Origin of the sequence: Micromonospora cathayae, from assembly GCF_028993575.1 — a bacterium.
Lineage (GTDB): Bacteria > Actinomycetota > Actinomycetes > Mycobacteriales > Micromonosporaceae > Micromonospora > Micromonospora cathayae.
On sequence record NZ_CP118615.1, the window covers coordinates 4969023 to 4981127 of the forward strand.

Here is a 12105-nt window from a genome sequence, read left to right on the forward strand (position 1 = left end):
ACACGGACCCCGGAACGGGCGTCCCGCCCGCACCACACGCCCGCCACGGGAAGGGCATACCCCAGGAAGCCTACGGCACGCTCCCCGGAGCAGATCTCCACCGCCGGGGCCCCTCACCGACCCAACGTCGACCGCAACCCCACCCGGACCAACGCCGCGTGCAACTGCTGCGACAACGCCACCAACTCGCGGGCCGTCTCCGCCGCCCGGGCCCGCGCCGCCGGATCACTCTGCCGCGCCAACGGCGCCAACAACTGCGCGAACAGACCCGCCTCCCGGTCCGCCGCCGTCCGGAACGCCCGCAGATGCCGAGGCTCCAGCCCGTACGCCGCCAACCCCGCCACCGCCCGCGCGATGATCAGGGCGTCACCGTCGTACCAGCCCGGCGGACTCGACACCACCACCCCGAGCCGCTCCAACTCGCCCAGGGTCGACTCGTCGACGCCGCTGCGGGCCACCAGATCCGTCCGGCTCAACCGCACCGTCGCCGACTCGACCGGATCCGGATCCGCCGGACCCCGGCCCGGCACCTCACCACCCGGACCCACCGCGACCAGCGTCGGCCGGGGCCGACCCGCCCCGTCGGACGACGACGCGTCCCACTCGGCCAACTGCTCACGGATCACCCGCAACGGCAGGTACTGGTCCCGCTGCGCGGTCAACACGAACCGCAGCCGGGCCACATCGTCCCAGCTGTACTTCCGGTACCCCGCCGGTGTGCGCTGCGGTTCCACCAGGCCTTCGGCCTCGAGGAACCGCAGCTTCGAAATCGTGGTGTCCGGAAACTCCACCCGCAACTGGGCCAGCACCTCGCCGATGCTCATCAGCGGTTGGGACCGGGCCGCACCGGGCGGCAGGGAGGCCGCAGGCTCGTTCACCCCCGGCCGGCCTCCTCCTCCGGGCGCGGACCGGCGATGAACACGACCCGGAACTTGCCGATCTGCACCTCGTCACCGTTGCTCAGCGTCGCCGCCTCCACCCGCTCCCGGTTGACGTACGTGCCGTTCAGGCTACCCACGTCCCGCACCGTGAACGTGCCACCGTCCCGGTGGAACTCCGCGTGCCGCCGCGACACCGTCACGTCGTCGAGGAAGATGTCACTGTCGGGGTGCCGACCACTGGTCGTCACGTCATGGTCCAACAGGAAACGGGCCCCGGCGTTCGGACCGCGACGGACCACCAGCAACGCCATACCCGGCGGCAACGAACCCGACATCCGGCTCGGCACCACATCGGCATCCGGCCCCTCGAGAACTTCGTCGAGCGAGCCGAGATTGAGCGTCGAAGTGACGTCGAGCGGGGGGAACTCGTCGTCTGGGCGCGTCATGGGACCACCTCACGGATCTGTTCGGTCGGCGTCGGGTAATGACCGGTTGTGGCCGCCGGGTAGTGGAACACCCGGCGGCTGGCTCCCCGTGCCCGGAGGCAATTACCCACGACGCTCAACTATTCTGGTTGTCTCGGTCGACTGGGCGAGCCTAGCCAGCGCCGAAATGCAGGGCAACCGGACGCGCGGAGACAACTCCCGGTCCGAGAAGAAGCACACTCAGCTTGCGGTGACGTCCCGGTACGCGGACGCGGTCAACAAACCCTCCACCGCCGCCGGATCGTCCGGCCGGATCTCCAACAACCAACCCGCCCCGTACGGATCAGTGTTGATCAACTCGGGGGTGTCGCCGAGCGCCTCGTTGCGCGCCGCCACCGTCCCGCTCACCGGGGCGTAGATCTCCGACACGCTCTTGGTCGACTCGATCTCACCCAGCGGTTCACCCGCCGCCACCGCCACGCCCTCGTCCGGCAGCTGGACGTAGACGATGTCACCCAACGCGTCCTGCGCGTAATGGGTGATGCCGACCCGGACGGTACCGCTGTCGTCGGCCACCACCCACTCGTGCTCGGCGGTGTAACGCAGGTCCTCGGGAATCACCAGACGCGTCCTTCGTGCTCGTACTGACCAATCGGCGCACCGGGGTGACCCGGCGCAACCCACCGGTCACGAGACCGGACGGGCGTGTTCCAACCTGATCGGCGCGTGCAGAGCCGAAACCTCGGCCTCCTCACGATCCTCGAAGCTCACGTTACCGCCGTCACCCTTGATCGATGCGGCCACCCCGCCGGGAATGTTCAACGCGGTTCGCATCGTCGCCGGATCACCGATCACCGTGATCGTGTACGGGCCCGTCATCCGCCGCCCGTCCACCACCAGACCACCACCCTCGGCGTCCAGGAAGTACGTCGACGCCACGATCCGCGCCGGCGACCCGATCGGACCGGCGATCTGCATCGCCTCCGCGCCCGCGCCCCGCAGCTCCTGCACCGCGTCCAGCACCCGGCTCGCCGAGACCGGCTTGCTCCCGCCACCGAACCGGATCGTCAACCCCGGCCCGGTCGCCGGCAGCGTCCCCGCCAGGATGCCCAACTCGTCGGCCCGCCGGGCCGCCTCCTGCAACGCCGCCTCACGGCCCTGCGCGCCCGAGGCCAACTGCCGCTGACTCTCCTCCAACTGGGCGATGTCCTGCCGCAGCCGGGCCTCCCGGGCGTCCAGGTCCGACAGGATCCGGACCAGGTCCTCCTGCCGGGTCGCCGCCAACGTCGGATCGGTGGAGGTGGTCTTCAACTGCACCACCAGGGTGAACCCCAGCAGCGCCAGCAACACCGCGATCATCACCGACGCCGTGCTCATCCGCCGCGCCGCCGGCCGGTCCGCGGCGGCCGGGTCCGTCCCGGTGGAACCGTCCGTCCCGGTGGACGCGGCGGTCAGCACCACCGTCGTCTCGTCGTCGTGGGTGCCGGTGGCCGGCGGCCCGTCGGCGTCGCGCCCGTCGTCACCGTCGCGCCCGTCGTCGGCGTCGCGCCCGTCGTCACCGTCGGCCGGTGCCGGGGGCACCCGCAGCGGGGCCGTCTCGTCCGGGTCCGGGGCGTCCGGACGCGGATCCGGCTCGGCCGCCGGACCGGTGGGCCGCGCCGGACCGGTCGGCTCCGGCCAGCCGGTACCGCTGTCGTTGTCACTCATCGCCCACCAACCTACGCCCGGAACAGGTGCCGGCGGATCGCCGCCACGTTCCCGAAGATCCGCACCCCCAGCACGACCACCACACCCGTGGAGAGCTGACCACCGACCCCCAACTGGTCACCCAGATACACGATCAGGCCCGCGACCAGCACGTTCGAGATGAACGACACCACGAACTGCTTGTCGTCGAAGATCCGGTCCAGCTTCGCGCGCACCCCACCGAACACGGCGTCGAGCGCGGCCACCACGGCGATCGGCAGATACGGCTGCAGGCCGGCGGGCACGGTGGGGTCCAGGTACACCCCGAGTACCACACCGGCGATCAACGCCAGCACCGCGATCATCGGTTACCTCCGGAAGGGCTGGGAGACGACGTTCCCGACCCGGACGGGCCGGGAACGGGGGAACCGGTCACCGACGCCGACGGCGACGACGGCCCGGGAGACGGGGACGGTGGCGGACTCGCGTACCGCAGCTGCGCGTCGGTCGCCGCCTCGGGCAACGTGAGGTTCTCCGCCTCCCGCACCCCGAACGACAGGCCGGTCTCGTCGGCGACCCGGCGCAGCAGCGCCGCCGCCGCGCTCGCCTCGAACCCGCGCCGCATACCGTCCGGCCCGATCGCCGACACCCGGTACGGGCCGGTCACCGGCCGGAAGTCCACCAGGATCGCCTCACCCGCCGACCGGATCGTCGACGTCGACGTCAACCGCTGGTCGTTGACCGCGACCGCCTCCGCGCCGGCCGCCCACAACGCGTTCGCCACCAGCTGCAGGTCACGGTAGAGCACCCGGCCCGGACCGGGCCCACCGGCGCCGGTCACCGCGTCCGGGTTGCCGGGCGCGTCGGCGAGCTGCACCACCACCCCGTCCCCACGGACCCGACCCAGCCCGGTCGTCGCCTCCAGGTCCCGCAGCCGCGCGGCGGCACTGCTCGACAACGCCGCGTCCCGCTGCCGGGAGACCTCCTCCCGCAGCTGCTCGGCCCGCGCGGTCAACCGGTCGGTCTCGGCCTGCCGGTCCCGGATCTGGTCGACCAGCCCGGAGCGGGCCTGGCTGCGGCTCGGCTCCTCCTCCACGGTCTGCCGGTACGCCACCGCGAACAGGAACCCCAGCACCACCAGCACCACACTGCTGACCACCCGGCCGGTACGGCGCCGCGCCGGTGACGGCGGGTCGGCCCGACGGCGGGCCGCCGCGTCGGCGTACCCCGGGTCGAGGGGGTTACGGAACAGCTCGGTCAGGAAGTCCGGCGCGTAGACGCGCTCGCCGCCGGCCTTTCCCGCCGACCGGCCGGCCGGGCCGGTGTCGCGGGACGAACCGGTCATGCCGTGGCCCCCGCCCGGCGGGCCCGCACGAGGTGGGCGGCCTGCACCACGTAGAAGAAACCGGCCACCCAGTACAGCACCAGCCCCCACCAGGCCAGACCCCACCCGACCGCCCCGGCGGCCGTGGCCACGCCGGGTGTGGTGGTGGCCAGCAGCAGGATCGGGAAGGCGGCCAGCAGCAGGAACGTGGCGGTCTTGCCGACGTAGTGCACCGGCGGTGGACCGTAGCCGTGCCGGCGCAGCACCACCAGGGCGGCCAGCAGCAGCAGTTCCCGGGCGAGCAGCGCCGCGGTGAACTGCCACGGCACCACCTCGCGGGCGGTGAACGCGAGCAGGGTGGCCAGGATGTACAGCCGGTCGGCGAACGGGTCGAGCAGCTCCCCCAGCCGGCTCACCTGGCGCAGCCGACGGGCCACCCAGCCGTCCACCCAGTCGGTGGTGCCGCCGATGGCCAGCACCACGATCGCCGCGACGTCGGCCTCGACCACCAGGAACAGGTACAGGAACAGCGGCACCCCGAGCAGCCGGACGAAGCTGATCAGGTTCGGCAGGGTCCACGTCCCCGCGTCCGTCGGCCGGCCGACGGTGTCACCGGATGGCTGGGCGTGCCCTGCCCGAGCCTGCCGACGCGACACCGAACCTCCCTCCGCGACACGGTCCGACGCCCGGCCGATGTCGCCGGCGCTGCGAGGGGGACGTGTGCGCTGCCGGGCCGGCGGCTGCCGGCACCCTCTGCCCCGTGTCGGGGCGGTCACCGCACCCCCCGCCCACGGTCGACGTGATCATGCGCGGTCGGGGTGCGGTGCCACTATATCCGGCCCCCGTGTCCGGCCCGTGCTCCCCGTCGTTGCTGCTGTTGGCGTGCCGGCACCGGTGGGTGGGCCACCACCACCCCTAGAGCGTCCTAGGATGTGTCGGGTGGGTGGTGGGAAGCCGGAGAACCCCGGGTCAGGCGGTACGGGCGGACCGCTCCGGAGGACCGGACGCCGCGTCGACCAGCGACGCCGCCTGACCGAACGCCAACAACGCCAGCAGCAGCTCGTGCTGCGACCGGTGCGACATCTGGTCCAGGACCGCCTGCACCGCCCGCTGCCGCCGCTCGGTGATCTCCCGCAGCAGGGTCTCCGCCGCCGGCGTCACCACCAGATGCACCTCACGGCGGTCCCGCGGATCCGCCACCCGCCGCAACAGCCCGGTCGCCTCCAACCGGTCACACAACCGGCTCGCCGACGACGGCACCACATCCAACAGGTCCGCCAACCGGTTCACGTTCGTGCCCGGCCGGGCACTGAGGATCGACAGCACCCGCAGCTGCGTCGGCGGCACCGACACACTGTGCCGGGAGCCGGCCGAGTCCAGCACACCGACGAGAGCCCCGGCGGCGGCCTCGATCGCCGCGGCCAGATTCGGAGGTAGCTCCACCCGACGTCCCCTGCGATTGTCCCGCTCGCGGCACCCCGCGCCTACGGTCACTGCTCCCACCCGTCCCGGCGGACACTCCCCCGCCAGTCGAGGCACACGACCACCGCATCATCGCGCAGATCGGCGTCCGCGTGGTAGGCGTGCAGTTCGCGCATCACCGTACCAACCGCCTCGGCGGCCGGTTGCAGCCGTGTCGACCGGATCGACCGCGCCATCGCCCGCCGCCCGTACGGCTCCGCCCCGGTCGGATCCGCCGCGTACACGCCGTCACTGACCACGAACAGCCGATCACCCGGCTCCAGGTCGAACTCCTGCACGTCGTACCGGGTCTCCGGGAACATGCCCAACGGCAACTGCTGCTCCAGCGGGATCCGGTCGACCGTGCCGGCACGCGCCCGCAGCAGGTGCGGGGAACCGGCGTCCACCGCCCGCACCCGCCCCTCCCGCACGTCCACCTCCACCAGCAGCGTCGCCACGTGCCGGACCCCCCGATGCTGGTAGAAGATCGTGTCCGAGGCCAACTCGGCCTGCTCGACCAGGCCACCGTCGGAGCGGCGGGCGTTGCGCATCGCGTTGACCGCCACCGACGTCAGCACCGCCGCCGCCAGCCCACTGCCCGCCCCGTTGAGCACCGTCACCGTCAACCGATCGGCATCCAACGACCAGTCGAAATGGTCCCCGCCGACCGAGTACGCCGGCTCGAGCTGCCCGGCCAACCGGAACGCCGGATGGTCGAGACTGCGCCCCGGCAGCAGATCCCACTGCAACTCGGCGGCCAGCGTGAGCCGCTCCCGCCGCCGCACCCGCCGGTACCGGTCGGTCTCCCGGTCAGCGGCCCGCAACGCCACCGCCAGGTCCCCGGCGACCTCACCGATCCAGTCGACCAGCTCCGCGCCCGGCGTCCCGGCCAGCTCCACCAGCAGCACCCCGAGCCGCTCACCCCACACCGTCAACGGCGACCAGACCCGGCAGCGGCCCCCCTCGACACCGTCGACCACCGACTCCTGGCTGCGGAAACACCGCTGCGCCACCGGCGACACCGGATCCGCATGCTGCTCGTCGAGCACCGGCCACAACCCGGCGATCCGGTAATCGGCGATGAACACGTCCGTACGCGCCGCACCCGTCGCCGCGCGGATCGCCCGGTCGGCGACCTCCACGAGCCGGTCGGGCGGGGCCTGACGGAACGCGCGCGACACCGATGCGGGCGCCTGCGGCATGACGGTCCTCCGAGACTCTTGCTGTATGGCAAGCAAGCATACGGAGGGCGTCCCGGGCCCCGCGCCCCACCTCACCCCGCCGGCTTCACCGCCACCGCCCCGTAGAACGCGTCCGGCACCTGCTCCGGCGTGCCGTCCGGACGCCACCGGGCCACCGGCACGATCCCGTCACCGGTCGGCTGCCAGCGGCCCAACAGCCCGGCGAACGACTCCGGGGGCCGCATCCGGAACGCCGGCCCCATCATCGCCAACGCCTGCGGATACCCGGCCAGCTCCTCGGTGTCGAAGTCGATCGCCAACCGGCTGCCCGGCGCGACCGCCTCGTACAGCTCGTCGAGCGTCCTGGCCAGGGTGTCGTCGTCGAGGAACGCCGCCAACCCCAGGAACACCACCCCCACCGGCCGGTCGTCCCAGCCCGGCAGGAACCGCTTGCGCAACCCCGCGTCGACGCTGCCCGGATCGGTGGCGTCCCCGAAGCCGTAACCGACCCGTTCCCGCCCGGCGAGCATCTCCTGCCCGATCCGCACCGCCACCGGATCCACGTCCGTGTACAGCACCGACGCGTCCGGCACCACCTCGTGCACGTTGCCCCGGGTCGGCACCCCCGCCCCGAACACCAGGAACCCGTCCACCCCGGCGTCGGCGATGTGCCGCACCGCCCGACCGAGGAACGCCCGCAACGACCGGAACACCGGCGCGCACGGCCCGTACGCCTGCTCGAAAGCCCGCGCCGCGGCCACGTCGACCGGGAAGTGGTCACTGCCCCCCAACCAGAAATCGATCATCCGCGCGGTACTCGGCCCGGTCGGCTCAGTCATCGGCGACGTCCCCCTCCACTGTGGTCGCCGACAGCGTACCGACCCGGCGACCGGCCGTTCCCGGGCGGACAACCGGAGCCGACGGCAGCACCGCACCCGGCACGGCCGATACCGGACGCACCCGGACACGCCGGCCCGGCCGTACGCGGACAGGCCACCGCCCGGACACGCCGCGCGGACCGCCACCGCCGCGGCCCGGGGAGGCCGCCCCGCCGGCGGGCATGCCCGCCGGCCCGACGGGTAACCGACCGGCACGACACGACCACCGACCACGGGAGGCACCACCATGCCCGGACCACGCCCCGGCAGCAACGCCTACGACACCCAGCGCGCCCGACTCCGCAAACAGGTCGAGAACTCCGGACGGGCCGCCGACGACGAAGCCAACGACGTCGCCAACCGGATCCTGCGCGACGACCGCGGCCAACGCGGCATCGTCCGCGGCGAACGCACCTACGGCCCCAAGGGCGAACGCGAACCCGGAGACCCCCGATGACCCGGCCCCTCGTCGACGGCATGATCGCCGGCGCCGCCGGCAGCGCCGCCCTCAACATGGTCAGCTACCTGGACATGGTGGCCCGCGCCCGCCCCGCCAGCGGCACCCCCGACGCCACCGCCGCCCGACTGGCCGACCTCACCCACACCGACCTGGGACCACCCGAGCAGGCCACCAACCGGCGCGCCGGCCTCGGCCCGCTGCTCGGCTACGGCCTCGGCGTCACCGTCGCCGCCGGATTCGCCGCCCTCACCCGGCACCGCCGACCCGGCTGGCCGACCACCGTCACCCTGCTCGGCGGCGGCGTCATGGCGCTGTCCGCCGGCGGGATGACCGCCCTCGGCGTCACCGACCCGCGCCGCTGGACCCGCACCGACTGGCTGTCCGACCTGGCACCACACCTGGCGTACGGGCTGGTGGCCGCCGCCGTGTGGAACCGGCTGCGGCCACCCACCCGCTGACCGGGCCGGTCAGCCCTCATGACTGCTGACCGGGTCAGCCCTCGTCACTGTCGTCGTCGGCGACCGGCCCACCGGCCGGCCCGTACGGGGACCGCTGCCCGCGCGGCACCGGCCGACCCTCGTCACCACGGGAGGCACCACCACGGGGATGCCCCACCGCACCGGGCCCCTTGGCATCCTGGACCGCCTCGTTGCGGGCATTCCGCCGCAACTCCGGCTGCTGAGGATTCGTCACCGTCCACTCCCTCCCTCCGACGCGACACGCCGACACGCGCCGCCACCAGCCCGGCATACCCCCGCCCGACACACCCATGCGAACCCAGGGCTGACCAGCCCACCGGCGGGTAAAGCCCACCCGTGACCGACCCACACCACATCGCCCGCACCCTGCTGCACCGCCAACGGCACACCTACGCCGACCAGGCCGGTATCCGACTGGCCGACCGGCCCGCACCCCTCTACCAGCTGCTGGTGCTCGCCACCCTGCTCAGCACCCGGATCCGGGCCCGCGTCGCGGTGGCCGCCACCCACGAACTCCTCACCGCCGGCTACACCACCCCGCACCGCATGGAAGCCGCCAGCTGGCAGGACCGGGTCGACGCCCTCGGCCGCGGCCACTACCGCCGCTACGACGAACGCACCGCCACCATGCTCGGCACCGGCGCCCGGCTGTGCCTGGACCGCTGGCACGGCGACCTGCGCCGCCTGCACGCCGACGCCGACGGCGACCCGGCCACGCTGCGTCGACTCCTCACCGCGTTCCCCGGCATCGGACCCACCGGCGCGGACATCTTCCTCCGTGAAGTCCAGACCGTCTGGGCCGACGTGCGGCCCTTCGCCGACCGGCGCGCCCTCGCCGGCGCCCGCCGTCTCGGCCTACCCACCACCGCAGCCGACCTGGCGGCCCTGGTCGGCCCCACCGACCTCGGCCGGCTCACCTCGGCCCTGGTCCGGGTCGCGTTGGGGGAGGAATCCGCCGCCGACATCACCCGCGCCGCCGCAACCCGACCCTGAACCACGCCGACCCGCCCCGCCACCAGCCGGGCCGGTCACCGCCCACGGGCCGCGGCCGGTCCGCACGAACCCGCACACCGGCCACCGGCCGTCACTTCGCGGCCGAATCACCCGGCTTGGTCAACTGCCACACCAGCAGCGCCGCCACCAACGCCAACACGATCACCCCGTTGGACACCCGACCCTCCGCCGGATCCCGACCGGCACTACCGAAATACAGCACCGCCAGACCCGTCAACACGGTGACGAACGTGCGCACACCACGATCCTTCACCCCACCGACCCTAGAACCCCCACAAACCCCACACCGACCGACCGGACCCACCGTCACCCGTACGAGATCAGTCCGGCACCAGGTCGTCCAACTCGATCGCATGCGTCATCAACCACCGCGCCAACGCCGACATCCCGAACAACCACACCGGCGCCGACTCCGTCGGCCCGTTCGTCGCGAACACCGCGAACCGCAGATCCGGCGCCCGGTACGCCTCGATCCGCCACCGGTGCAACCGATCCCGCCACACCGCCGCAGGGTCCACACCCCCACCGTAGGCCAACCACCCCCACCCCGACCCGGCGATCAGCCCGCCACCACCGTCCGCTCCCCGTCCGGCAGCCGCCGCGTCACCCCACGCCGATCCAACAGCTCCAGCAACGGCACCACCACCCGCCGGCTACTGTCCAACGCCTGCCGCGCCGCACTCACCGAGAACGGCTGCGGCAGACCCGCCAACACCCGCGCCGCCTCCTCCACCGCCCCCGGCAACACCACCACGTTCTCCGCCAACCGCACCAACTCCCCCGCCCGCACCGCCGCACCGACCTCCCGGGGCCCCAACCCCAACCCCACCAACCGGTCCGCCTCCGGTGCCCGGAACGGCGACCCCCGCAACTGCTCCCGCAACCGGCCCACCGCCGCCGCCACCGGCTCCGGCAACACCGACACCGCACCCGCACCCACCCGACCACCCCGCAACCACAACGGCGGACCCACCAACGCCTCCACCAACACCCGATCCGGCAACCCCAACCGCCGCCGTAGCACCTCCACCGGCACCCCCACCTCCAACGGATGCTCCCCCGCATACCGCGACACCTCACCCGCCAGCCGCTCCCCCAACCCCGCCCACCAGGCCGGATCCGCCAACCAGTCCCCCACCACCGCAGCCACCGTCACCGGCACCCCCATCCGCGCCAGATCCCCCGCCCGCACCAACCGCCGACGCCGCACCTCCCCCACCGCATCCACCCGCCCGTCCAGCCCCGCCAACACCGCCGCCCGACCCGCCGCCGCACCCCGCCGCACCAACCCCGGCGGCACCACATCCAACACCGTCACCCCACCCACCACCTGCCGCCGACCCGGATCCCGCAACACCGCCCGGTCACCCACCACCAACGGCAACGCCCGCGCCAACCGCAACCGCGCCGTGTCCACCCCCAACGGCCGCACCCGCACCGCCACCGCCGCCGACCCCACATGCACCATCAACGACGCCGGCAACTCCGCCACCGGCGCACCCACCACCCGCACATCCACCACATCGGTCGACCCGAACCGCCCCGGACTCAGCAACGCCACCCCCGCCCCACCCGCTCCCGCGGCACCCCCCGCAGATTCACCGCCACCCGCGCCACCGCATCCACCCGCTCCCGCGCCACCCCCAACGCGTGCAGACCCCGCACCCGCACCGGCTCCGCCACCCCCGCCACCTCCAGCCGGTCCCCCACCCGCAACCGACCCGCACCCAACGTCCCCGTCACCACCGTGCCGGCACCCCGCACCGTGAACGACCGATCCACCCACAACCGCACCGGCGCGTCCACCACCGCCGCCGGCAACCGCCCCACCAACCGATCCAACGCCCCCCGCAACCCCGACAACCCCACACCCGTCACCCCACTGACCGCCACCGCCTCCACCGACCCCAACGACGACGCCGCGATCTCCGCCCGCGCCCGCGCCAACGCCGGCCCCGGATCCGCCAGATCCGCCCGCGTCACCGCCAACACCCCGTGCGTCACCCCCAGCGCGTCCAACGCCGCCAAATGCTCCGCCGACTGCGGCATCCACCCCTCGTCCGCCGCCACCACCACCAACGCCGCCGGCACCGCACCCACCCCCGCCAACATGTTCGACACGAACCGCTCATGCCCCGGCACATCCACGAACGCCACCGTCTCCCCCGACGGCAACCCCGTCCACGCGAACCCCAGATCGATCGTCATGCCCCGGCGACGCTCCTCCGCCCACCGGTCCGGCTCCATCCCCGTCAACGCCCGCACCAACGTCGACTTACCGTGATCCACATGCCCCGCCGTGGCGATCACCCACAC

The 12105-nt window shown here is 73.3% G+C and carries 16 protein-coding genes and 1 pseudogene; 3 read left to right on the forward strand and 14 right to left on the reverse strand.

What is annotated here, in order from left to right; genetic code table 11:
• Positions 1-113 precede the first annotated feature (113 nt).
• From ftsR to PVK37_RS22320, 10 genes are all read right to left on the reverse strand, one after another.
• Entirely contained in the window at positions 114-824 is a 711-nt protein-coding gene (gene ftsR / locus PVK37_RS22275) for a transcriptional regulator FtsR (RefSeq protein ID WP_275035211.1), read from the reverse strand.
• Between the two features lie 50 nt (positions 825-874).
• On the reverse strand, positions 875-1327 hold the full coding sequence (gene odhI, locus PVK37_RS22280; RefSeq protein WP_275029596.1) for an oxoglutarate dehydrogenase inhibitor Odhl: 453 nt from the start codon (positions 1325-1327) through the stop codon (positions 875-877).
• Positions 1328-1546: 219 nt separating this feature from the next.
• Positions 1547-1927: a glycine cleavage system protein GcvH gene (gene gcvH, locus PVK37_RS22285; protein ID WP_275029597.1), complete on the reverse strand. Its 381-nt coding sequence runs from the start codon at positions 1925-1927 to the stop codon at positions 1547-1549.
• 66 nt (positions 1928-1993) lie between these two features.
• On the reverse strand, positions 1994-3013 hold the full coding sequence (locus PVK37_RS22290) for a DUF881 domain-containing protein (RefSeq protein ID WP_275029598.1): 1020 nt from the start codon (positions 3011-3013) through the stop codon (positions 1994-1996).
• Between the two features lie 11 nt (positions 3014-3024).
• Positions 3025-3357 (reverse strand): small basic family protein, encoded by a 333-nt coding sequence (locus PVK37_RS22295; RefSeq protein ID WP_088983906.1) that lies wholly within the window; start codon positions 3355-3357, stop codon positions 3025-3027.
• Positions 3354-4337, reverse strand: a complete 984-nt coding sequence (locus tag PVK37_RS22300) for a DUF881 domain-containing protein (protein WP_275029599.1) — start codon at positions 4335-4337, stop codon at positions 3354-3356. The genes PVK37_RS22295 and PVK37_RS22300 overlap by 4 nt, the downstream gene beginning before the upstream one ends.
• Complete coding sequence (gene clsA / locus PVK37_RS22305; RefSeq protein ID WP_275029600.1) at positions 4334-4972, reverse strand: cardiolipin synthase ClsA; 639 nt, start codon at positions 4970-4972, stop codon at positions 4334-4336. The genes PVK37_RS22300 and clsA overlap by 4 nt, the downstream gene beginning before the upstream one ends.
• A 313-nt stretch (positions 4973-5285) precedes the next feature.
• On the reverse strand, positions 5286-5759 hold the full coding sequence (locus PVK37_RS22310; protein ID WP_275029601.1) for a MarR family transcriptional regulator: 474 nt from the start codon (positions 5757-5759) through the stop codon (positions 5286-5288).
• 47 nt (positions 5760-5806) lie between these two features.
• Complete coding sequence (locus PVK37_RS22315) at positions 5807-6979, reverse strand: PP2C family protein-serine/threonine phosphatase (RefSeq protein WP_275029603.1); 1173 nt, start codon at positions 6977-6979, stop codon at positions 5807-5809.
• 71 nt (positions 6980-7050) lie between these two features.
• On the reverse strand, positions 7051-7797 hold the full coding sequence (locus PVK37_RS22320; RefSeq protein WP_275029605.1) for an SAM-dependent methyltransferase: 747 nt from the start codon (positions 7795-7797) through the stop codon (positions 7051-7053).
• A 286-nt stretch (positions 7798-8083) separates the two neighbouring features.
• Between PVK37_RS22320 and PVK37_RS22325 the strand changes: the two genes are divergently transcribed.
• Complete coding sequence (locus tag PVK37_RS22325) at positions 8084-8293, forward strand: phosphatidylethanolamine-binding protein (protein ID WP_275029607.1); 210 nt, start codon at positions 8084-8086, stop codon at positions 8291-8293.
• On the forward strand, positions 8290-8754 hold the full coding sequence (locus PVK37_RS22330) for a hypothetical protein (RefSeq protein WP_275029608.1): 465 nt from the start codon (positions 8290-8292) through the stop codon (positions 8752-8754). Before PVK37_RS22325 ends, PVK37_RS22330 begins: the two co-directional genes overlap by 4 nt.
• A gap of 34 nt (positions 8755-8788) precedes the next feature.
• Here the strand turns inward: PVK37_RS22330 and PVK37_RS22335 are convergent, their stop codons facing one another.
• The gene (locus PVK37_RS22335; RefSeq protein ID WP_275029609.1) at positions 8789-8989 is read right to left on the reverse strand and encodes a hypothetical protein; all 201 of its coding nucleotides are present in this window, start codon (positions 8987-8989) and stop codon (positions 8789-8791) included.
• Between the two features lie 122 nt (positions 8990-9111).
• Between PVK37_RS22335 and PVK37_RS22340 the strand changes: the two genes are divergently transcribed.
• Positions 9112-9768: an HhH-GDP family DNA glycosylase gene (locus tag PVK37_RS22340; protein ID WP_275029610.1), complete on the forward strand. Its 657-nt coding sequence runs from the start codon at positions 9112-9114 to the stop codon at positions 9766-9768.
• 91 nt (positions 9769-9859) lie between these two features.
• Here the strand turns inward: PVK37_RS22340 and PVK37_RS22345 are convergent, their stop codons facing one another.
• From PVK37_RS22345 to selB, 3 genes and pseudogenes are all read right to left on the reverse strand, one after another.
• Positions 9860-10027, reverse strand: coding sequence for a hypothetical protein (locus tag PVK37_RS22345; protein WP_275029612.1), 168 nt, complete (start codon positions 10025-10027; stop codon positions 9860-9862).
• Positions 10028-10109: 82 nt separating this feature from the next.
• Positions 10110-10307 carry a hypothetical protein gene (locus tag PVK37_RS22350; protein WP_275029613.1) on the reverse strand — a complete coding sequence of 66 codons (198 nt, stop codon included), beginning with the start codon at positions 10305-10307 and terminating at the stop codon, positions 10110-10112.
• A 41-nt stretch (positions 10308-10348) separates the two neighbouring features.
• Positions 10349-12105: pseudogene (gene selB / locus PVK37_RS31750) on the reverse strand (selenocysteine-specific translation elongation factor).